15 protein-coding genes are annotated in these 22,739 nt (G+C 68.6%); 6 read left to right on the top strand and 9 right to left on the bottom strand.

The genetic code is table 11. From position 1 onward, the window contains the following. Position 1: 1 nt before the first annotated feature. The 3 genes from AOZ06_RS54365 to AOZ06_RS25225 form a co-directional block, all read right to left on the bottom strand. A complete protein-coding gene (locus AOZ06_RS54365) occupies positions 2-178 on the bottom strand; it encodes a DUF429 domain-containing protein (RefSeq protein ID WP_218922052.1) in 177 nt (58 codons plus the stop codon). Between the two features lie 107 nt (positions 179-285). Further along, on the bottom strand, positions 286-1,215 hold the full coding sequence (locus AOZ06_RS25230; protein ID WP_054291666.1) for a hypothetical protein: 930 nt from the start codon (positions 1,213-1,215) through the stop codon (positions 286-288). Positions 1,216-2,007: 792 nt separating this feature from the next. After that, positions 2,008-2,901: a LysR substrate-binding domain-containing protein gene (locus tag AOZ06_RS25225; RefSeq protein ID WP_054291665.1), complete on the bottom strand. Its 894-nt coding sequence runs from the start codon at positions 2,899-2,901 to the stop codon at positions 2,008-2,010. An 86-nt stretch (positions 2,902-2,987) separates the two neighbouring features. On the opposite strand from AOZ06_RS25225, the gene AOZ06_RS25220 reads away from it, so the two are divergent. The 3 genes from AOZ06_RS25220 (at position 2,988) to AOZ06_RS25210 (ending at position 5,009) form a co-directional block, all read left to right on the top strand. After that, positions 2,988-3,833 carry an LLM class F420-dependent oxidoreductase gene (locus AOZ06_RS25220; RefSeq protein ID WP_054291664.1) on the top strand — a complete coding sequence of 282 codons (846 nt, stop codon included), beginning with the start codon at positions 2,988-2,990 and terminating at the stop codon, positions 3,831-3,833. 203 nt (positions 3,834-4,036) lie between these two features. After that, positions 4,037-4,762 (top strand): zinc-binding dehydrogenase, encoded by a 726-nt coding sequence (locus tag AOZ06_RS25215; protein WP_236952397.1) that lies wholly within the window; start codon positions 4,037-4,039, stop codon positions 4,760-4,762. 49 nt (positions 4,763-4,811) lie between these two features. Further along, entirely contained in the window at positions 4,812-5,009 is a 198-nt protein-coding gene (locus AOZ06_RS25210) for a hypothetical protein (RefSeq protein ID WP_054291663.1), read from the top strand. A gap of 407 nt (positions 5,010-5,416) precedes the next feature. Here the strand turns inward: AOZ06_RS25210 and AOZ06_RS59010 are convergent, their stop codons facing one another. From AOZ06_RS59010 to AOZ06_RS25185, 5 genes are all read right to left on the bottom strand, one after another. Beyond that, positions 5,417-5,689, bottom strand: a complete 273-nt coding sequence (locus AOZ06_RS59010) for an SRPBCC family protein (RefSeq protein ID WP_083471912.1) — start codon at positions 5,687-5,689, stop codon at positions 5,417-5,419. Between the two features lie 86 nt (positions 5,690-5,775). Beyond that, complete coding sequence (locus AOZ06_RS25200) at positions 5,776-6,042, bottom strand: hypothetical protein (protein ID WP_054291662.1); 267 nt, start codon at positions 6,040-6,042, stop codon at positions 5,776-5,778. Positions 6,043-6,143: 101 nt separating this feature from the next. Then, complete coding sequence (locus AOZ06_RS25195) at positions 6,144-6,842, bottom strand: bleomycin resistance protein (RefSeq protein WP_054291661.1); 699 nt, start codon at positions 6,840-6,842, stop codon at positions 6,144-6,146. 176 nt (positions 6,843-7,018) lie between these two features. Continuing rightward, entirely contained in the window at positions 7,019-7,537 is a 519-nt protein-coding gene (locus tag AOZ06_RS25190) for a GNAT family N-acetyltransferase (RefSeq protein WP_054291660.1), read from the bottom strand. Between the two features lie 134 nt (positions 7,538-7,671). Further along, positions 7,672-8,571 (bottom strand): aminoglycoside phosphotransferase family protein, encoded by a 900-nt coding sequence (locus AOZ06_RS25185; RefSeq protein WP_083471911.1) that lies wholly within the window; start codon positions 8,569-8,571, stop codon positions 7,672-7,674. A gap of 314 nt (positions 8,572-8,885) precedes the next feature. Between AOZ06_RS25185 and AOZ06_RS25180 the strand changes: the two genes are divergently transcribed. The 3 genes from AOZ06_RS25180 to AOZ06_RS25170 all read left to right on the top strand — a co-directional run bounded on the left by AOZ06_RS25180 (position 8,886) and on the right by AOZ06_RS25170 (position 19,526). Next, positions 8,886-9,404, top strand: a complete 519-nt coding sequence (locus AOZ06_RS25180; RefSeq protein WP_169798979.1) for an RICIN domain-containing protein — start codon at positions 8,886-8,888, stop codon at positions 9,402-9,404. A gap of 94 nt (positions 9,405-9,498) precedes the next feature. Beyond that, a complete protein-coding gene (locus tag AOZ06_RS25175) occupies positions 9,499-15,516 on the top strand; it encodes an RHS repeat-associated core domain-containing protein (protein ID WP_157233232.1) in 6,018 nt (2,005 codons plus the stop codon). Then, entirely contained in the window at positions 15,513-19,526 is a 4,014-nt protein-coding gene (locus AOZ06_RS25170) for a LamG domain-containing protein (protein WP_054291656.1), read from the top strand. Before AOZ06_RS25175 ends, AOZ06_RS25170 begins: the two co-directional genes overlap by 4 nt. 396 nt (positions 19,527-19,922) lie before the next feature. Here AOZ06_RS25170 and AOZ06_RS25160 read toward each other — a convergent pair whose 3' ends face one another. Further along, positions 19,923-22,673, bottom strand: coding sequence for an AfsR/SARP family transcriptional regulator (locus tag AOZ06_RS25160; RefSeq protein ID WP_054291654.1), 2,751 nt, complete (start codon positions 22,671-22,673; stop codon positions 19,923-19,925). Positions 22,674-22,739 lie beyond the last annotated feature (66 nt).

Below are 22,739 nucleotides of genomic sequence, written 5' to 3'. Positions count from 1 at the left end.
GTCAGGCAAAGGATCGCGCATGGCCTCGCGCGAAGCGTTGTGCTGTCCAGGCGCAGATGGCGGCGTCGAGGATGTCGTCCACGCCGGCTTTCCGCCCGGCTTCGCCGAGATCGCTGTCCAACGGGATTCCGGCGTCAGTGAGAAGTCGCCGTCGTTCCTGGGCGCTGGCGCGGATCATGTTTCATACCGCCATCTCGCCGGAATCACTCTCCGCCTGGGGCGTCCTGTCATGCCGAGTCGCGGACAGTCGAGCATCACGTGTGTCCAGCCGGGACAGTGGCCGTCCTACTTGGCCCACCGCACGCGCACGATGGACTCCGGACGTAGCGGCCACTCTGCGGCGACAAGGCTGAGCCGGTCGCTGTAAGGGTCCCGGTCGTGCTCGTCGGCCGGTAGCGGATCGCGGACGAAACAGCGGTGCAGCAACAGTTCCCGGCGCTGGTCCAGCGGCTCCACAGCCTCCTCGGACCAACCGGCGCGCGGCGCCGGAGGATCGACGGCGATGTCCACCTCGCCATCCCAGTTGAAGTGCAGGCCCTCCTCGTCCGAGTAGAACCGGGGAAAACATGTTCGCCACTGGGAATTCGAACCCCAGCCGTGCGACAAGTCATCGGTCGGTCGCGGCTGGCGGCGGAAGGTGAAATAGAGCGTCGAGGTCGTGGCCGCCGTGGCGTCGAGGAGGTGCTGCGGCGCCCGGACCCGTACGCCGGCACGGCTGAACAGCAGGTCGCCGAACCACAAGCCGGGCCACAACACCTCCTCCACGGTCACGCTCGTCGCGGACGGGTCCTGGACCACGGCGAAGACCTCATGGTGGAAGGGAGAGAACGCCTCAGCGTGGTCGAACGGGGTCAGCCCGACGCCGGAGAAGAACTCGGTGTGCACCTCGGACTCCGGCCCATTGGCGACGCCGCCCTTGCCAACGGCACGTCCTGCGGTGACACCGAACCCGGGGTGCGTGCAGGACCGTTCGATCAAATAGTCGCTGACCCGGCTGAGACCGTACAGTTTCATGATGCGCCACAATTGCTCGTCGTTCGCGGTGTAGCCACCGGCAGGTATTCGTTCCCGTTTGCGCAGCGGCTCCAACTCGGCCAAGTGGTCAGCCACCGTCGACCGCTGACCGCTCAGGTACGCCCGAGGCCCACCGAGGCCGTCGTCGTGATCGAGCAAGCCTCCGTACAGCTGACGAAAGTAGCCCCAGTCGAGTTCCACGGCGCGATCATGACCCAGCCGGCCCACATCCACAACGACATTCCGTAGTCCGCGGCACCGCACTCTCATGCCGCTGAAACGAACCTGGTCCCTTCGCCACTGGCTCGTGAGCCAGTGGTCACACACCCCGCCCGGGATTCGGGCCCGACAAACACCAGCACACCGTGCGCCCGCCCGGTGGTTGGGGTAAGCGCGACCGTATGTGCTTGGGAACCGGCGCACCGGCTGCGACAGCTTCGACGTACTCCTTCGCCCCTGACACTCCAAGATCAGGCGCGCACGCCCGCACGAGCCGAAGCGCATCGAGGCGCTGACCGGAGTCGAGCAGTCCAACGACCCGGGACCGCGGCGGATCGACACGTTCGATCCCCGAACCTGCTCAAGATACTCCTCAATCCACGCGCCGCTCCGATGATCTCGGTCCGTTTGATCGAGTCGATCGACAGGTCACCGGTGCTCGCTCATGCCGACGAGGGAGTGGTCACGGCGAGGGTGGGTGATCGCGTGATCCGGCGGGTTGATCGGCGGCGAGGAGGGGCACCAGGAGGTTGAGTAGTTCGCGGGGCCGGTCCAGGGGGATGTGGCCGCAGTCCGGAATGACGTGTCCGGTGAGGTTGTCGGCGATGGGGCGCAGTTGCCGTTCCAGCGCTTCCGGACGTCTCACCAAGTGGGCACGTTCACTCGGGCCGTTCGAGGCGCTCACGTCCACAGTAGAGCGCTCGGCGAGGGCTGAGCGGCGGCAGCATAAGCCCGTTCTGTCAACCGATCCGGCCTATTTCGCTTCCTGGTTGTTCAGGGCGCGCACAGGCACCGGTGGCACGCGTCGACGAAGACGCGAACGGCTCGTCTGCCGTCGTGGCGGCGCCAGACGACCGCGAGTTCGCTGGGTGGGATGTCGGTGACCGGGCGGCAGATCACGTCGTCGCGGCGGTAGATCTCCGCGTTGCCGGCGGCCAGCAACGCCACACCGAGTCCGGCGGCCACCGCTTCGAACGTCTCCTCCGCGGTAGCCGCCTCGGCGGCGATCCGGGGTTCGGTCGTGCGTTCGTCGGCGGCCAGCCAGAAGCCGCGAAGTGGGCCGGCCGCGGCGGGGAGTGCGATGAACGGCTCGCCTTCCAGCTCCGCGAGGGTGACGGTGGGCCGCGCCTCGAGCCGGTGTCCGGCGGGCAGTGCCACCCACCGTTGTTCGGTCGCGACCACTCGCCAGTCCAGCTGGCCGTCGTCCGGCACGGGAAGCCACGCGATCGCGACGTCGACTTCGGCGTCGCTGAGCCCTGCTGTCGGGTCGCGCCAGGACACCTGGCGGAACAGCAGTGTCCACTCCGGTAGCACGTGCGCCATTCGCGTGGTGACTGCCGGGATGAGCCCGCGACCGATCCTGGTCTGGAACCCCACGGTCAGCGTGGTGTCGCCGGCGGCGGCAGCTTCGGCGACCGCGCACTGGGTGCGTTCCCACTGCGCGAGGACGAGCCGGGCCTGCGACAGCATGACTTCCCCGGCCTTGGTCAGTGTCACCGTGCGCCGGTCGCGGGTGAGGAGCTTGACCCGCAGGCCGGCCTCCAACTGCCGGATCTGCTTGCTCAGCGCGGGTTGGGAGATGAACAACCGCTCGCTTGCCGCTTTCGTGAAGCTGAGCTCTTCCGCGACCGCGACGAAGTACCGGAGATCGCGTAGGTGAGCGTCCATAACCAAAGGCTATAACAGCAGGTCTTGGACGAGGCCCGGGCACGGCCCACAGGATTGGGTCGCAGACGACGACCGGAGGTCCGAAGGTGGAACTGGGAGTGCAGGGGCTCAACGCGAAGGCGACGCTGGGTCCGGCCCAGACGCGGCTGCTGGCGCGCCGAGCCGAGGCGTTGGGGTACGCGTCGTGGTGGGTGGGTGAGCACGTGGTGCTGCCCAGTCCCCGCACGGCGGACTCACCAATGGCGCCCACCGATCCGATCCTGGATCCGTTGGTGCACCTCGCCTACGTCGCCGCCGTCACTACGACGATCGAGCTGGGCACGGGGATCCTGATCCTGCCCCAGCGCAATCCGGTCGTGCTCGCCAAGCAGGCCGCCAGCTTGGACATACTGAGCGAGGGCCGGTTGCTGCTCGGGGTTGGCGCGGGCTACCTCGAACCGGAGATGACAGCGGTCGGGGTCGACATGGCGGGGCGGGGACGGCGGACCGACGAGTACCTGGACGCGATGGCCGCGTTGTGGACCCAACAGGCCCCTGCCTACCGCGGCCGATACGTGGCGTTCGCAGATGTCGACGCGCACCCACGCCCGGCGCGGCCGGGTGGTCCCCGGATCATCGTGGGCGGCCATAGCCCCGCCGCCTTCCGTCGGGCCGTCGCGCGTGGTCACGGCTGGTTCGGCAACGGCACCCAGGACGAGCTGGTCGCGCACCTCGCTGGCCTGCGCCGGGCTGCCGCCGAGGTCGAGCGGCCGCCGGAGCTCGGCCGCCTGGAGATCACCTACATGCAGCTCAACCCGGTGACGGTGGACGCGGACGCGGCCCGCCGCTACGCCGACCTCGGTGTCGACCGGCTGGTGGTCTACCCGCTGCCCCTCGACGACCCGGCGGACGTGGCCACGTTCCTGGAACGTCACGCCGACCTACCCCGCTGACCGGAAGGGAAACTGATGCGTGCTCTGGTGTACGACGTCAATGCGCCGCGCGGGCTGCGCATGGCCAAGGTCGTCGAACCCGTGCCCCGCGACTCGGAGGCGCTGATCGAGATGCACGCGGTCTCGCTCAACTTCGGCGAGCTCGCCCACCTACCCGCGCGCGGCCAGCCGGGCGCGGCCCGGGCTGGGACGCGGCGGGCGTCGTGGTCCGAGCCGCGGCCGGCGGCTCCGGGCCGGCGCCTGGTGTCGCGGTCACGACCTTCGGCTGGCGGCACGGCTGGGCCGAACTGCGTGCGGTCGACACCGCGAACCTCGCGGTCGTGCCGGACGGCGTGGATGCGGCCAGCACCCTGCCCGTCGCGGGGGTCACCGCGCTTCAGGCGCTGCGCGGACCCGGCCCGGTCATCGGCCGGCGGGTCCTCGTGACCGGCGCGTCCGGCGGCGTGGGCGGGTTCGCCGTCCAGCTCGCGGCACGAGCCGGCGCGGAGGTCGTCGCGTCGGTCGGCAACCCTGCTCGCGCCGAACAGCTGACCGAACTCGGGGCTGCACAGGTGGTCACCGACCTCTCGGACATCACGAAACCGGTCTTCGGGGTGCTCGACAACGGTGGCGGCAGCCAGCTCACCCAGGCCTTCGCCCTCGTCGAGCCCGGTGGCCGGGCCCTGAGCATCGGCAAGGCGTCCGGGGCGTCGACGACCATCGACTTCGAGGCCGAGCGACTGCGTGGCGGCGGCCGCGCGGTGGCGCCGTTCGTCGTCTCCACCCCGTTCGGCACCGACCTCGACCACCTCGTCGGCCTGCTGTGCCGGGGACAGCTCGACCCGCAGACGGGGTGGCGCGGCCCCTGGCAGCGGGCGGCCGAAGCCGCCGACATGCTGCTGTCCCGACGAGTGCTCGGCAAAGCCGTCCTCGACGTCGTCCACGAGTGAACCGGTCCGGTCCGGCGGTCTGTCGCCAGCACAGCAGGACGCGACCATTGTGGACGGCACGCCGGACAAGCACGGCATGCCGCACTGGCTGTGGAACCGGCAAGCCGTCGACGAGCTGATGAACCGGGAGTTCCGAGTGCTGGCGAACCCGGCGACCGCGTGGAAGTACCTGGTCCGCTGGGACTGGTTGTCGAGCCGCGGCTGCTGGAGATCATGCGTCGCGAGATCGCCGCCGCGGTGCCGATAGCGCACGCCGGCCGCGTGGCTGCGAACGCCGACGACGTGTCGATGGCGTCGGCGTCGGGGGACGTCAACATGTTGCTTGCGGTGTCCACCGAGGCGTCGTGTTCTTCCAGGCCTGTTCGCGACCGACGAGGACTGGCCGAGGGAGCACCCCGTGCAAGGTCGCTGTCCACTTCGGAGCCAGGAGCGTGCGATGTGCCTGCCGGCCCTGCCACAGACCGACTTCAAGTTCGGGCACTCAACCGGTGGCAACGTCCCCGCATAGGATCCCATCTGGCGTGCGGTGGTCCACGTTGAACGTCCTGCCATGCCGCGTTGAGCGCGTTGCCGTCGTTCTCCCTGCGTTTGAGCTGGGCAAACCCCTCTTGAGCCACCACCCCGGCCACGGTGTCCGTCGAAGCCGATGAGCGTTCAATCTCGATGGTCACCGGTGCGTGCGGAGACCAGTGTCAGCATGGCGGCGTGGTCGGGACTGCCGGGTTCGGCGCTGTAGACGATCAGCCACTGCGTGCCGACCTGCCCGTGTACGCCACTCAGCGGCTCGTGCAGCACCACGCCCCGCAGCCACATCGGCAGATGCGCCGGGTCCGCGAGCAACTGAGCCACTTTCTCCCGCGGCAGGGCGATCTCGATCGAGACGGTGTACTTCACGGCGACGCCCAGACTCCGGTCGAACGAGCGCACATCAGCAGCGCCCGGCGCTCATCGGCAGATTCCGTAGCCGCCCAACTGTCCGGAACTCTGCCTGTGCCTGCCCCAGCAGGAGCAGGTCACAGGCAGAGGCGGCAGGGGAAGGCCGTGCCGCCGACACGGGCCTGGCTGAACTTCTCCAGCTCAGTCCGCTGGCCGCAGAACTTGATGTATTCGCCGGTCCACCGAGTGCCGCGGGCGGGAGTACCGGCGATCGTGCGACAGGTGGCCCGATGGAGCATCAGGTAGTTCGGCGCGGGTCGACGGGCGGTGTTGAGCACGAACAGGTCCGGATGAGCAGCCAGCCACCGCTCGTAGCCCGCGTCGTCGTCCTGGAAGCGTTCCATGCTGGCATCGTCCCCCAGATCCGTCGAGCATTGCGCGCTCATGCCAGCTTGAGTGCGTCAGGACGACGACCACGGCGGGCCGGCGTTGAGACTGATTGCGCTCACAGCCCGGCTTCGAGTTCCGCGGCCCGCCGGAGGTCGTCAGCCAGTTCCGGTCCGCCAACCCCGGCGGCTTTGACGCGGTCCAGCATTTCCCGGGCCAGGGCCGGTTCACCTTGGCGGGCCGCCACCTCGGCCCGGAGGACGAGCAGCTTCACGAGCTGGACCGCGGTCGGCTCCTCGTCGGTCCGGTGCAGTGCCCGGTCGAGAACCTTCACCGCCAGCTCCAGGTCCTGTTTGGAGTCCACGAACAGCGAGCCCATGTGGATCGCGCGGTCGAACGTCGCCTTCGGCAACGGCCGGTGCCGCTGGTTCTCGCTGATCGGCTGGGCGATCTGGATCGTGTTCCCACCGGGGTCGGTCACCAGGAACTGTCGCGACCCGTAACTCATGTCCTTCAACGCACCCACCCGAGGCAGTCCCTGGGTGGGCACTGACCCGAAGGTCTCCCGCAGCCCTTCGGTGAAGGCCGCGTACAGGTAGTCGACGTCGTCGGTGTCGACCAGGCAACCATGCGTGGAGGACGCCGGATCGAACTTCTTGTCACCGTAGAAGTTCAGCTCGATGCCCCCGCGCTTCACGCTCAGAAACTGGTAGGGCGCCGTCTGCCGGAACGTGATCTCGAACCCCAACGCGGTGTAGAAGCCGGCCACCGGCTCGATCGACTGGGCCATCAGCCTGGGAATCGTCTTCTCCGTCATGGCCCCCAAGGTAGAGATCGTCTTCTCGACCCGCACATGAAAGTGAGAACCCCGACCTTCCCTGGTCAGCGGCAGTTCAGTGCTATCTGCCGGTCTGCCGAACCGCGGCCAGAAGTTGATCTTGAACTATGCAGGACCTCGATCGCGGCCGGGCAATCGGCGAGCGGACGGCTTTGTCACAGATCCAGCCACATGATGCGGAGGCCGACGGCTCCCCGCGTGGGGTGGCGGAATGCTCCAGGAGCCGTGCCGAGTGTGACGAATCCGAGACTCTCGTAGAGGCGCACGGCGGCCGTGTTCGTCTCGACGACGGCGTTGAACTGGATGGCCGCGAATCCGTCTCGCCGGGCCCAGTCGATCATGTCGGTGGTGAGGGCTCGTCCCACGCCTGTGCCGCGTGCCTGTTCGGCGACCATCAGGGTGCCGGAAGCGATGTGGCTTCCGGGACCTGGCCGATTGGCGTACATGTTCGCGGTACCGGCCACCCGGTGCCCGTCGGCGGCCACAACCACTCTCGCCGGCGCGGGCAACAGCCACATCTGCTTGGCGTCGTGTTCGCTCATGCCGGGGTCGTAGGCGATGGTCTGCTGTTCGGTGATGACGTCACGGATGATCGACCATATCTGTGGCCAGTCGTCGTCGTGTGCCTCGCGGATCGCGTAGGTCGGCGCGACAAGATGCTGCGGGTCAGCCATGTGGCCCTCCGCTGAGGTTGTCCCCGGCGACAGCGGTGACGAGAGCGTTACGTGATTGCACGCGGCCATCCTGCAGGGTCACTCCCGCCGGTCTCCATCCATTTTCGCCGCGTCACCCCAGCAAGGGGGCAGCACTACCGAGAAGTAGAACGGTGGCCGGGATCTCCGTCGGCGAGGGCCTGGGTGATCTGGCGGGTGGTCTGTGCGGCGACGCGGGGGTTGACGTCGGCGTAGCAGACATAGGCGTTCAGACCGGTGGCCAGGGCCCAGCCGCGACCGCGAGTCCAGGTGGCATCGTCCACATCGAGCGTGGCGCGGAAGGTGGCACGCGTCTCGGCAGACATGAGGGTGTAGGCGATGATCAGGTCGCACGCCGGATCACCCACACCGAGTTCACCGAAGTCGATGACAGCGCTGAGACGGCCGTTGGTCGCCAAGAGGTTGCCGGTGTGGAAATCGCCGTGGAACCACACCGGGGGACGGTCCCATTCGGGGGCGGCGAGGGCCGCGTCCCACAGCTCGGTCATCGCCGCGGTGTCGAACGCGTCACCGACTTCCGTGATGGCCGACCGCGTCGCCGTGTCCCGTGCGGCCAGCGGCTGGCCGGTGAGGTCCTCGGTCGTTGCGGCGTCGAACCGGTGCAGTGCGGTCAGGAACTCGGCCAGCGCACCGGCGGCCTCGTGCGAACCGGAGAGGGCGTCGACGGTCGCGACCTCACCGTCCAGCCAGCGCGACACCGCCCACGGCCACGGATAGCCGAAGTCCGCTTCTCCGACCCCCACCAGTTCGGGGACGGCGAGAGGCAGGTGCGGGGCAAGCCGGGGCAACCACTCGGCTTCCTTCCTCGCCTGCTTGATCGCACCGGCATGGCGAGGCAACCGAACGGACAGCTGCTCACCCAGCCGGTAGATCACATGATCCGAGCCAGCCGGGGCGTGCAGAACCAGCGGCAACCCGGCCCACTGCGGGAACTGCGTGTCGACCAGCCGCCTCGCCAGCGCTGCGTCGATGGTCGGGGCTGTTTCGACGGTCAATGACAGCTCCTCCAGGTAGCAACGATCCCGAGGAGCACGCCGCCCACCGGTTGGGATGACACGAAACGGCAGCGTGCCACGGCCTCGTCAGACTGATCAACCAGTTATCCGAACCACCCGGTGCCCGCCGATCCGGCCAAGGGCACGGTCGGCGGGCGCTTCGGCGTCCGGGATCGAAGAGACCATAAAGGACCGTGCGACCAGGTGGCCCTCTTTCGCCGTGGCGCGCCTCGTGAAATAACCGCGCCAACGCCGCGAAATGCCCATCCGGGATGGTTCCGGTCCGACAACTGGATCCGACGGAGGGGCAACACGTGAGACAGAGGCTTTCCGGAATCGTCGCAGGGGTGGCGCTGGGGGCGGCAGCGCTGGTGATGACCGCGGGCATGGCGAACGCGGCGGACCCCGCGGGCAGGACGATCATGTCACGCGACGACTCCAGGTGCGTGCACGCGGTCGCGAACACGCCGGCCGCGGATGTGCAGGTCGGGGCGTGCACGGTCGACGACAACTCCTTCCGCACGGTCTACTACGCCGACGCCGGGAACTCCGAGATCCGAACCGCGAGCAACCTCTGCGTCGACGGCAGGGCGGGCAGGGGTGGCGCGCTGGAGGTCCAGCCGTGCACCGGTGCCGCCAGCCAGCGGTGGAACATCGTCGACGACCCGGCGACGAGCCATCCGTTCGCGAGGCTGATCAAGAGTGCGGCGCACCCCGGCCTTGTCTGGGACGTCCACAACCACGGCGCCGGTAGCACCGTTCAGCTGTGGGACGGCATCGGCGGCGAGCACCAGAGCTGGATCATCGCCAGGATCGCGCACCCGGCGTCCTGATCTCCGGCGGGACCCCGAACCGCCTTCGGGGTCCCGCCCCGCGTTACTTCCATAGTGGACAGTCCGTGTCGATTCAGGCCCGCCGGGAGACGTCATGCGAGCTGTAGTCCTGAGTACCGCGCTGGTCGCGGCACTCGTGGTCGCCTTACCCCTGCCCTCGTCGGCAGCGGTGAAGGTCGCCGATCCGCAGAAGGTGCCGCCGGTACCGGGTACCACCGTCGCCGTCAAACCTCCGCCCGCCAACACCGCCGTGGCGTTCCAGGGCGCGCCTGCGCCCGTGTGGCCGTCGGCTACCGGTGCCGAGTTGTCCCTGACGCAGGCGAAGGCCACGCAGGCGGGTGTCTCGCCGGTGTTCGTGGCGGGCACGGGCGCGGTGCGTGTCCAGGTCATGGACCAGGCCGAGTCGGCCAAGGCCGGGATCGCCGGTCTGCTGGTCAAGGCGGCCAGGACTGACAAGAGCACCGGTGCGGTGTCGCTCTCGGTGGACTACAACGGCTTCCGCGGCGCCTACGGTGGTGACTGGGCGTCGCGGTTGCGGCTGGTGCGCCCGGGTTCGCCGGACGTCCTCCCGCAGCACAACGACACGAAAGCGGGCAGGCTCACCGGCCAGGTCGAGATCGGCTCGGCGGACACGGTCTTCGCGGTGACAGCGGCCCCGGAAGGGGCGTCGGGCACCTACACCGCGACGTCGCTGGCGGAGTCCGGCCAGTGGAAAGTCTCCCAGCAGACCGGCTCCTTCTCCTGGAGCTACCCGATGCGGGTCCCGCCCGCGCCGGGCGGCCTCGAGCCCCAGGTCGGCCTCGGCTACGACTCGGGATCAGTCGACGGCCGCGTCCCCACGGCGAACAACCAGACGTCCTGGCTGGGCGAGGGCTGGAACTACGCCGCCGGGTTCATCGAGCGCCGCTACAAGGGCTGTCTCGACGACATGAAGGACGGCAACAACACCGTCAAGACCGGTGACCAGTGCTGGTTCAACGACAACGCCACGCTGTCCATGGGCAGCCAGTCCGGCCAGCTGGTCCGCGTCGGCACCACGAACCAGTGGCGGCTGAAGAACGACGACGGCAGCAAGCTGGAACTGCTCACCGGCGTGGACAACGGCGACGACAACGGTGAGCACTGGAAGCTCACCACCACCGACGGGACGCAGTACTTCTTCGGGCGCAACAAGATCCCGGACGGCCGCCCGGACACGAACTCGGCGTGGACCGTGCCGGTCGCGGGCAACCACAAGGACGAGCCGTGCCGCAAGGACACGTTCGACGCGTCCTTCTGCGACCAGGCCTACCGCTGGAACCTGGACTACGTCGTGGACACGCACGGCAACACGATGATCTACACCTATGCCAAGGAAGCCAACAAGTACGCCCGCAACCTCGGCAAGTCCGCCGCGCCGTACACGCGGGGCGGCTCGCTGCTGCGGATCGACTACGGCACCCGCGCCGGTGACGGCTCCCCCGCGCCCGCGCAGGTGGTCTTCCAGCCCAACGACCGCTGTCTGCCGGGCAAGGACTGCGGCAAGCGGACCAAGGACTCCTGGCCGGATGTCCCGTGGGACCGCCAGTGCGACACGGCGACCTGCGGTGACCGGAACTCGCCCGCGTTCTTCACCACCCAGCGCCTCGCGTCGGTGACCACCCAGATCCGCGACGGTTCCGGCTACAAACCGGTGGAGCGGTGGTCGCTCAACCACAGCTACCCGCTGCCCGGCGACGGGCAGGACCCCGCGTTGTGGCTGGACAGCATCGGGCACGAGGGCCTGGTCGGCACAGTCGCCAAGGCGTCACCGGTGACGTTCATCCTCGACCCGAACACCAAGACCAACCGCGTCAACAGCGCGCCGGACGGCCTGCCGCTCGGCAACAAGCACCGGATCAAGTACATCCTCACCGAGTCCGGTGGGCAGATCGACATCAACTACCGCAAGCCCGAGTGCGCCGCGGGCGCGACGCCCGCTCCGGACACCAACACGAAACTGTGCTTCCCGGTGCGGTGGGCGCCGGACAAGGTCTCCCCCGTCGACGACTGGTTCCACAAGTACGTGGTCGAGTCCATCGCCCAGATCGACCGCGTCGGTGGCGCGCCGACCCAGTTCACCAGCTACGACTACGAGGACGGCGGCGCCTGGGCGTACAACAACGACCCGATCGTCGACGCGAAGTACCGGTCGTGGTCGCAGTGGCGCGGATACAAGTCCGTGCGCGTGCGTCAGGGCGACCCGAGGAACCCGGGCAACCCGACCGAGTCCGCCACGCGGTACCACTACTTCCGCGGCATGCACGGCGACAAGGTCGGGACCGGCGGCACCAGGTCAGTTCAGATCGCCGGACGTGACGACGTCGAGCCGCTGGCGGGCTTCCTGCGTGAGGAGATCGCGTACCAGAAGCTGGACGGCGCCGAGCTCAGCGCGACCGTGACCACTCCGAAGGTCTTCCAGCCGTCAGCGGTGCAGGGTGACCTCAGGGCCGTGATGGTCAAGCCGGAGACAGTCGCCACCAGGACCACGCTCGCCGAAGGCCCGCAGCGCAAGACCGAGTCGTCCACGACCTACGACGAGTACGGCTTCCCCAAGGACGTCAACGACCTCGGTGACCTCGGCAACCCGGACGACGACAGGTGCACGCACACCTCCTACGCCCGCAAACTCGGCACCTGGCAGTTGTCGCTGGTCAGCCGCGAGGAAACGGTGGGCGTCAAGTGCTCGACGAACCCGGTGTTCCCGCGTGACGCGATCAGCGACACCAGGACGTACTACGACGGCAAGGCGTTGCACGCCGAACCCGAGGCGGGCAACGCCACCAAGGTCGAGAAGCGCGTGTCCTACGGCACGGCGACGGACTTCGTCCCCACGGCCCGATCGAGCCACGACCGTTACGGGCGCGTGGTGGAACTGGTCGACGCGGCGGACAAGAAGTCCACGACCAAGTACACCCCGGACGTCGGGCTGGCCACGAGCATCACCGAGACCAACGCGCTCGAGCACACGACAGTCACCCAGCTCAACCCGGCGTGGAACCTGCCGACCAGGGTCGAAGGCCCCAACAAGGAACGCACCGACACCCAGTACGACGGACTCGGCCGTACCCAGCAGGTGTGGGCACCGGGCCGGTCCAAGGACGACGGCTGGGGCGCGACGGCAAGGTTCGCGTACACCGTGACGCCGGACAAGGCACCGTCGGTGCGGACCGAACAGCTCAAGCCGAACGGCAACTACGTCACCAGCTACGCGTTGTTCGACGGCTTCCTGCGTGAACGCCAGACCCAGGAACCGAGCCCGCAGGGCGGCCGCAAGCTCACCGACATCTTCTACGACACCCGTGGGCTGGTGGAGCGCAAGAACGCCGCGTACTTCAACGACCAGTCCGGTCCGGCCGACTCGTTGTTCTCACCGGACGACGCCAAGATCCCGGCGCAGACGGTGACCCGCTTCGACGGCGCCGGCCGCCCGGTCGAGGAGATCTTCGAGAAGAACAACACGCCACAGTGGTCGACGCTGACCACCTACGGCGGCAACCACATCACCGTGATCCCACCGGCAGGCGGGACACCGACCAGGACGTACTCCGACGCCAAGGGCCAGCAGACCGAGCTGCGCGAGTACACCACCAGGGACACCAACGGCCCGTCCAACGCCACGAAGCGCACCTACACCAAGGCGGGCAAGCTCGCGACCATCACCGACGCGATCGGCAACGTCTGGTCGCACTCCTACGACGTGGCGGGCAACCTGATCCGGGCGAACGACCCGGACAAGGGCGAGACGGCCATGGCCTACGACACGATGGACCGGTTGGTCAAAACGACTGACGCGCGCGGCAGGATCACCGTGAACCTCTACGACGACCTCGGTCGCAAGTACGAGACACGCGAGGGCAGCACGACCGGCCGCAAGCTCGGTGAGTGGAGCTACGACAAGATCAAGGACGGCGAGCTGGACGCGACCACGCGGTACGTCGGCACGGACGCGTACGTCAAGCGCACCACCGCGTTCGACGCGGCGTCACGGCCGACCCAGGTCGAACTGGTGATCCCGCCGATCGAGGGCCAGGCACTGCCGACCACGTTCAAGACGTCCACCACGTACCTGCCGGAGGGCAGCACCGGCTCGGTCACGCTGCCGAAGATCGGCGACCTGGAGGCCGAGACCGTCCTCTACGGCTACAGCGACCTGGGCTTGCCGACCAGCACCACCAGCGGGGCGGGCACGTACGTCGCCAACAGCGCGTACACCGCCCTCAACGAGCTCACCCAGTTGCAGCTCGGCACCGGCAACAAGCGGGTGTGGCTGACCAAGAACTTCGAGGAGGGAACCCGGCGGCTCCAGCAGTCGCTGACCGAGCGGGAAGACGCGGTCAGCCAGGTCGACCGGGTCGCCTACCGCTACGACCCGAACGGCAACGTCACCCAGGTCGACTCCACGATCTCCGGAGCGGACCGGCAGTGCTACACCTACGACGGGCTGCGCAGGCTGACCGACGCGTGGACCTCCACACAGGACTGCGCAGCCGTCGGCACGGCGGTCGGCGGAGCGGCGCCGTACTGGAACACCTACGAGTACGACGCGGTGGGCCGTCGCAAGTCCCTGGTCCAGCACGGCCTCAGCGGCGGCGCCGACACCAGGACGACCACGGCGTATCCGGCCGTGGGGCAGCCGCGTCCGCACGCGCCGCAGTCGGTGACGTCGTCCGGTCCGCAGCGGATCGCGGCGTCCGGCGACTACTCCTACGACCGGATGGGCAACACCGAGACCAAGCCCGGCGGTCAGAGCTACGAGTGGGACTCCGAAGGCCAGCTCGCCTCGGCCACGGTCAACGGTCTGAAGACCACCTACGTCAACACGCTCGACAACGAGCGGCTGGTTGCCAAGCAGGACAACAGCACCACGCTGTACCTGGCCAGCGGTGAGCTCAAGCTGGACAAGGCAACCAAGAAGGTCACCGCCACCCGCTACTACCTGCACGGCGGCGAACCGGTCGCGGCGCGTACCGGCAAGAACACCGTCACGTACCTGATGAACGACCGGCAGGGAACAGCCAACCTCACGGTGGACGCGGCCACGCTGCAAGCCGCCAAGCGCAGGTTCGACCCGTTCGGCCTGCCCCGGGGCACGGCACAGGTGAACTGGCCGGGTGAGCGCGGGTTCGTCAGCGGTTCAACCGATGCGGCGACCGGACTGACCAGGCTCGGTGTCCGGGACTACGATCCCGCGACCGGAACGTTCGTGTCGGTGGATCCGGTCCTGGGACAGGACACTCCGCAGCAGCTGAACGCGTACTCCTACGCGGTGAACAACCCGGCGACGCTCAACGACGCGACGGGTGAGGCACCTCAGGACAAGCCCGGCTACTGCGTCGTGTACTGGGGAGACTGCGGTTTCGACCCGGTGCTGGACGTCAAGGTGCCCAGCGGCCGCTACACGCCGCAGCAGGTCAAGCGCGTCTCCAAGGCGGCACGAGTCGGTTACGGACAGAAGCCCGGCGCCCGCAAGGGCATCCTGACACCGATCTACTGGAACAAGCGGAAGAACAAGCCGTATCCGGTCGGCATGAGCCCGTATGACCTGTTCGACCGGGTCAACTGGACGGACAAGCGGGCCATGAGCATGATGCAACAACTCGCCGAGATGGACGACTGCACCGACCCGGGCAGGGACAAGAGTGCCCGGACGTGCACCTCTCACAACACGATCAGAAGCCAGGCGCGGGTCCACAACGACTGGCTGAACAAGAACCGCCCCAAGAGCGCTGATGTGGCGTTCTCCGTGTGCCTCGGTGCCAGTGCGGCGACCTTCGCAGCCGAGGCGTGCGTAGCCGTCGACACTCAGGGCGGTGTCGGGTGGTCGGCCGGTACCAAGCGGGTCTACGGTCCGGGCGGCATCGTCCCGGGTGCCAGTGCGGGCGTGAAGATGTCCGAAGGCAACATCTCGGACCTCGGCGGCAAGGATTCCGGCGGGTCGGTTCCCGTTCCCTACTACGGATTCGACGCCAGCGTCGGCAAGAGCGACAGCGGCAAGATCAGTTTCGGCGCCAGTGTCGGCACTCTGAACTTCTCAGGGCCCGCTCTGGAGGTCAGCAACTCGGTTTCGGGTTACTTCTGGGGTGGCAGATGAGAAGACGGATCGCGGTTCTGGGGCTGGTCGCGGCCCAAACGGTGCTCGGACTGGTGGTCACGGGTACCGGTGTCGCCCAGGCGGCACCGGTGGACCAGAGCCCGCTCGCACGGGCGAAGGCAACAGGGCAACGGGTCGAGCTGCCCGGACGGACCACGGCGACCGGGCAGGCTTTCGTCAACCCGGACGGCACGACGACCATGGAACAACACGTCGTGCCGGTCCGCGGCCGCAAGGACGGCAAGTGGGCACCGATCGACACTTCGTTGCGATTCAGCGGTTCCGGCGTCGTCCAGGCCGCCGGTGCCGTGGAAACGTCCTTCTCCCCCGGCGGATCGGGCGCGATGGTGCGGATCGCGGAGGGCGACAAGTACGTCGAGATGACCTGGCCGCGGCCGCTGCCCAAGCCGGAGCTGGCCAAGGACACGGCGCTGTACCGGGACGTGCTCCCAGGCGTCGACCTGAAGCTGCGCGCAGTGCCGCAGGGCTTCGCGAAGGTGCTCGTGGTCAAGGACCGCAGGGCCGCGGGGAACCCGGAACTGGCCAAGCTCTCGTTCGGCATCCGGTCGGGCGGGGTGTCGGTCCGCCGCACCTCGGAGAGCACGGTCGAGGCCGCGGACGCGTCCGGCGGGGTGGTGTTCCGCGCCGGGCAGGCACGGATGTGGGACAGCGGCACGGCGAAAAAGCGCTCCGCGGTGCCGGTCGAACTGGCCGGTGACCGGATCGCGGTGGTGCCGGACCAGTCGCTGCTCACCGCGCCGGACACCACCTACCCGGTGGAGATCGATCCGGACTGGAGCGCGGGCCGCGCGGCCTGGGCGATGGTGTACGGCGTCCCGGACCGCTTCCGGTCGCAGGCCTACTGGTTCGGCGACGGCGACAACATCGCCAAGGTCGGCTACAGCGCGTGGGAGTCCCCCGTCGTCCAGGCCCGCAGTTTCTTCCAGTTCGACACCGCCGGCCTGATCGGCAAGAACATCCTGGGCGCCGAGTTCAACGCGCTGGAGACCTACGCGCCCAGCTGCAAGGCGAAGCCGGTCATCCTCAACGAGACCGGGGCGATCCACCCCGGTACCACCTGGATCAACCAGCCATGGATCGGGCAGCAGCTCGGCAGCCACAACGTCGCCGCGGGCTACGACGCCTCCTGTCCGGCCAAGTGGCTGGGATTCGACGTGGTGAAGGCGGTACGCAACTCCGCGAACCCCCTTGGGCCGTCGAACACCACGACCGTCGCTCTCATAGCAGCTGACGAGGGCCCGGGCGCGAGCCTGTGGTGGAAGAAGTTCGACCCCAACAACGTGAAGCTCTCGGTCACCTACAACACGGTCCCGAACGCGCCGCTGTACAAGACGACCGACGGCAAGGAGTGCAAGGTCGTCCCGAACCAGTCGTACATCACCCGGACCGGTCCGACCCTGAAGGCGATCCCCACCGACCCGGACGGCGGCGGCGTCAAGGTCGAGTTCGAGTGGTACGTCAAGAACGGCGCACACAAGGGCGGCACGACAACGCTCAGCCAGTCCTCCGGCAGCACGTTCGGGGTCACCATCCCGGCGACGGCGTTCAAGAACGGCGAGACGATCTCCTGGCGTGCCAGGACAACCGACACGATCGACACCAGTGCGTGGTCGAACTGGTGTGACGCGACCATCGACACGGACAGGCCGGCGAAGCCACCGTTGGTGTCCTCACCGGACTTCCCGCGTGACGGCGTCGGCGGTGGCCTGGGCCAGACAGGCAGGTTCCTGCTCGAACCCAACGGTGTCACCGATGTGGTCGCCTACGAGTACGACCTGCACGACCAGCCCCAACGCCGGGTCGAGGCCGGACCGGACGGCAAGGCGACAGCGCTGGTCACACCTCCTGACGACACCTACTACGACCTGTACGTGCGCAGCGTGGACCGAGCGGGCAACATCAGCGACCGGTCCGAGCCTTACCACTTCCGGCCCGGTGCCGGAACGCCACCGGTCAACGCCTGGCGGCTCAACGGCTACTACGGCGACCTCAACGCGTTCGACAGCTCCGGCAACGGCAACCACGGCAAGCTCAGCGCGTCCGGGGCGAGCTGGACCACCGGGCGGCAGGACGACGCCGTCGTGTTCAACGGCAGCGGGTACGTCGCCACGACCAAACCCGCTGTTCGGACGGACGCGACGTTCACCGTCGCCGCGTGGGTCCGTACCGATGCGACGCCGACCGGCTGGCAAGCGGTGGTGAGCCAGGACGGCCCGCAGGTCAGCGGATTCTTCCTGGAGATGGACCCGGCCACGCGCAAGTGGGTGTTCGCGCTGCCCTCGACACAGGCCCCGGATTCGCCGCGCCGGTTCGCCGAGGCGGACAGGCCGGTGGTGGTCGGCCGCTGGACGCATCTCGTTGGCGTGTTCGACCAGGCCACCGGCACGGTCTCGCTGTATGTCGACGGCGTCAAGCAGGCGAGAACCGGCGTGCAGACAACGCCGTGGAACGCGACCGGCGGCGTCCAGATCGGACGCCTCTGGTACGCGAGCAGGTACACGGACCTCTTCCACGGCGCGGTCGACGAGGTCCGCTTCTACAGCAGGATGTTGTCGGAGAAGGAGGTACACGCGTTGGCCACGGCACCGACCACCGGTGAAGGGGCGTGGACCCTTGACGGTGGCGGCAAGGACTTCTCCGGCAACAACCGCGTGGCGGCTCCCGCCGGTGGCGTGACGTGGTCGCCGGTGGCCGCGGTCGGTACCGGATCCGTCGCGCTGGACGGGACGTCCGGGTACCTCGACACCCAGCAGCAGGCGGTCCGCACGGACAACAGCTTCACCGTCAGCGCCTACGCCCGGATCACCGGCGACACCGGCGACTGGCAGACAGTCGTGAGCCAGGACGGCCCGAAGGCGTCCGGGTTCTCGCTGCGGTACCGTTCGGACACCAAACGCTGGTCCTTCGGTGTGTCCACAGCGGACGCCGACCTGCCCGCCACCGTGGCCGCGGACTCGGCGCAGGAAGCGGCCGTCGGCGAGTGGACACAGCTCACCGGCGTGTACGACGAGGCCAAGCGGCAGATCCGGCTGTACGTCAACAGCGCGATCTCCGCGTCCACGCCGATCCCGCCGGACAAGCGGTTCACGCACGTGCCCGGTTCGCTGGTGATCGGCCGCGCGAAACTGGCGGGCAAACCGGGCCGGTTCCTCAAGGGCAGCGTGGACCACGTGACCGCGTACACCGGTGTGCGCACCGAGGACCAGATCAAGGAGGACGCCAGGACACCACCGCTGCCCCACCCGACGGTCTACAGCGGACAGTTCACCCGCTGGGTGGCCAACGGCGGCGAGCACACCTTCACCCTCGGTGAACCGGTGCGCGGCGCGAGGTTCGAGGCAGGGCTCGGTTTCCCGGCGGAGCAGGGCGCGCCGGACACCCGGATGCTGTACTCCTGCCTGTCCGGCGCGGACGAGTTCCCGTCGACCGACCCGGCCTGCGAACAGAAACGCGTCAACGGCGAAATCGGACTGGTCTACACGGTGCCGCCCGCGAACGTCGCGACGACACCGATCCACCGGTGCAAGGTGACCCGCAACGGAGAGCGGTTCGCCTCACGGCACGCGGATTGCGAGGGGCAGACGAACGAAGGCCTTCTCGGGCACGCGAAGGCGTACCAGTACCTCACCAGGTACAGGGACATCGACGGCCTCGGCGAACGCCGCTCAGGTGCACACCGCGTACCCGCCAGCTACCGCCCGGACATCTCGCTGGGCGTGATCGCCACCGGACACCTGCCCGGAACCGTCGGCCTCCGCGTGTGCCAGGACGGCACGGACACGTTCCTGTCCGTGCAGGACGACTGCGAGGGCAAGCAGCACGTGGAGTGGACTGGTGCGATCTGGTCATCGCCGCCACCCGATGCCGAGTCGGCGCAACTGCTGCGGTGCAGGGTGACCGGCGCCGGGGAGCTGTTCGAGTCACTCGATCCGGGGTGCGAGGGACAGGCGATCGACCGGTCGCTCGGGTACGTCCTCGTGCGACCGTGAACGGCCGGGGTCCGCAGCACGTCGACGTGTGACCGGACCCCGGCACCTCCCCAGGTTTTCGCGCCGGATCGTCCGGGGCATCGGCGTTCGGCTGAACGTGCGGCTTCAGAGAACTGATCCGCGATAGCCTGCCTGCCCGTCGACCTGGGCAACTTCGTGAGCACCCGCTTCGGCGTCGCCGAGCAACAGCTGTTCGACACCGCTCCTCAGACTGAATCCACCGTCAGGGTCGCGGACCAGCGAGTCCGAGGCGACTGGACCACCGTCGACGTGGTCGACGAGTCCGGACGTTCGGTTCTGCCCGGCATCCTCGAAAGGCCGCTGCCTCGCGATCTCAGCGACACGATCACTGGCGCCACGACCTCCGGTCCACCGATGTCCGGGCGGTGGACCGGCCTACTCCCCCGGCCATCCGGCTAGTCGCTGACGCAGTTCATCCGCTTCTTTGGAGCGCTGCTGGATCTCGCACAGTTCGAGAGCCCGGCGCCAGACGGCCGCGGCCTCGGCGGACCCCAGTGCCGCCAAGGCCCGGCCGAGCTGGATGAGGGTGGTGGCGACGTTGTAGGTGTCGCCTTTCTCGCTGAACACCTCGACGGACCGCTGATAGCAGGAAACCGCGTCCGTCAGCCTGCCGGTGCGTTCATGGATGTAGCCGAGGCTGTCGAGGGTCTCCGCGTGCACGATGCCCTCGGGGAGGGGCAGGGCCAGGGCCGCTTCGCAGTGTGCGCGCGCTTCGTCGAACTTGCCGAGCAGGGCGGATATCCAGCCGAGCTGGTTGAGGGCCGTGGCTTCGAACCGGGTCGCACCGGCCGTCTGGTAGCGCTCCAGCGCGAGGACGGCGTGGTGCGCGGCGTGTTCGTTGTCGCCTTGCTGGCCCGACACCTGTGCCAGTGTCATGCGGGCGTGCCCCTGGTCCACGACGTTGCCGATCTGTTCGGCCACCGCCAGTGCTCGTTCGAGGTGGTGCACGGCGTCGTCCGTACTCCCCGCCCTGGCCAGCACCTGTCCCAGGTTCTGGTGCAGTCTGCGCTGGATGTCGAGGTCACCGGCTGCTTGGGCGGCGTCCAGCGCGGTTCTCATCGCGTCCAGGTGTTCGGCGGTCCGGCCGTGCCGCCAGTGGAGGGTGTCGGTGACCAGCGACAGCTCCCACACCTGCGCGAACCAGCCGTGTTCCGCCGCTGCCTGCTGGGTGGCCAGCAGGCAGGGGTGTTCGGTGGTCAGCCAGCGCTCCGCGTCGTCGTGGTCCGCCAAGGCCAGGGGCTGCTGGTCGGCACCGAATTCGCTGAGCACGACCACCGGCCGGTGCGGGTCGAGGAGTCGATCGGCCGCGTGGGCCGTGCGCAGGTAGAAGGCGACCAGTTGGCGTACCGCGTCCTCCCGGACCCGGGCGGGCAGTGTCCCGGCCCGCTCGGTCGCGTCCAGCCGGACCAGGTCGTGCATGCGGTACCGGCCGGGTGACGGCTGGGTGATCAGGTGTGCGGACTCGAGTTGCTCCAGCAGCCGGCTCGCGGACCCGCCCGCCAGGATGTCGGCGGCGGCCGTCGAGATGTCCGGGCCCGGCGCGAGGCCGATGAGACACGCCAGCTTCGCCGCAGCGGGTTCAAGCGCCTGGTAGGACGACTCGAAGACCGCGCGGAGGCCCAGGTTCACCTCACCGGTTTCCAACCCGTCGAGGCGGGTGGTGTGATCCCGCAGCTGTGCCGCGAGGTCCGTGAGCGCCAGATCCGGCTGGACGCTCGCGCGCGCCGCCACGATCCCCAGCGCGAGCGGCAACCCGGCGCAGTGCTCCACGATGGCCGACACGGCGTCCGGCTCCGCTGCCAGGCGCGTGGCACCGAGACGGCTCGAGAGCAGTTCGTACGCTTCGGAGCTGCTCAGCACGTCGAGCGTCACCACGTGCGCCGCGTGCAGAGCGACCAGCCCGGTCAGCGGGTGTCTGCTGGTCACCACCGTGCAGACCGTGGAACTGCCCGGCAGCAACGGGCTGACTTGGGCGGTGTCGGCGGCGTTGTCCAGCAGGACCAGCATCCGCTTGCCCGCCAGCAGGCTGCGGTACAGGTTGACCTGGCCGTCGAGGTTCGTCGGGATGTCGGATTCGGTGATCCCCAGCGCGCTCAGGAAGCCGTGCAGCACGGCCGACGGTTCGGTGGGTCGGCCGCTCACGTCGAAGCCACGCAGGTTCACGAACAGTTGCCCGTCCGGGAAGTGGGCCGCGTTCCGGTGCGCCCAGTGCAGCGCCAGTGAGGTCTTGCCGACCCCGCCGCCGCCGCCGATGGTGCAGATACCCGCGGCCCCCGCGGCGCCGCCGAACCGGGCGCTGATGCCGGCCAGCTCCGGGGCTCTGCCGGCGAACGACCTCAAGTCCGGCGGCAGCTGGCGCGGCGGGCGGGCAGCCGACAGCGCCCTGGGCGGGGTCGCCCGCGTTGATTCCAGGATCCGACCGTGCAGGTCGCGCAGCGACTGCCCCGGGTCGACGCCGAGTTCCTCGGCGAGCCGGCCGCGGAAGTCCTGGTAGTGCTCGAGCGCGTCGGCCAGTCGCCCGCTGCGGTACAGGGCGAGCATGAGCTGTCCGGCGAGCCGTTCGTCCAGCGGGTGCTCGGCCGCGCGCGTGGTGAGGTCGGCCAGCACCGTGGCGTGTTCACCCAGCCGCAGACGGACGTCGGTGTAGTCGAGTTCGGCGGCGAATCGCCGTCCGCCGAGCAGGCCGCGGATGTCGTACGCCCAGGGAGTGTCCAGGTCGGGCAACGGCTCGCCACGCCACAACTCGAAAGCCCGGCGGTAGACCTCGGCGGCCACGTGGTCGTCGGAGGTCTCACGGGCCTCGGCCAGCAGGCGGTGGAACCGGTCGAGGTCGAGCGCGTCGCGATGGACGGTGATCCGGTAGCCGCCGGAGCTCCGCTCGATGGGGACCGGTGCCAGCGCCTGGCGCAACCGGGTCAAGTATGTGAACAACGTGCTCCGCGCGGACTGCGGGGGCTGGTCTCCCCAGACACGGTCGAACAACTGGTCCACGGTGATCAGCCGGTTCGCGTCGACCAGGAGTGCCGCGAGCACGTGGCGCTGACGGGGATGCCCGATGTCGATCGGCCCGTCCGGTCCCCACGCCATCACCTCACCGAGCAGGCCGAACCGCACAGTCGTGGTCATTTCGTACTCAGCCGCACCTGATCGTCGCCGAGATGGTCCGTTCAATGATTCCTCAAGATCAACATC

It is taken from the genome of Kibdelosporangium phytohabitans (assembly GCF_001302585.1).
Lineage (GTDB): Bacteria > Actinomycetota > Actinomycetes > Mycobacteriales > Pseudonocardiaceae > Kibdelosporangium > Kibdelosporangium phytohabitans.
Note: the sequence above shows the minus strand (reverse complement) of the source record. Positions and strands in the feature narration are given on the sequence as shown.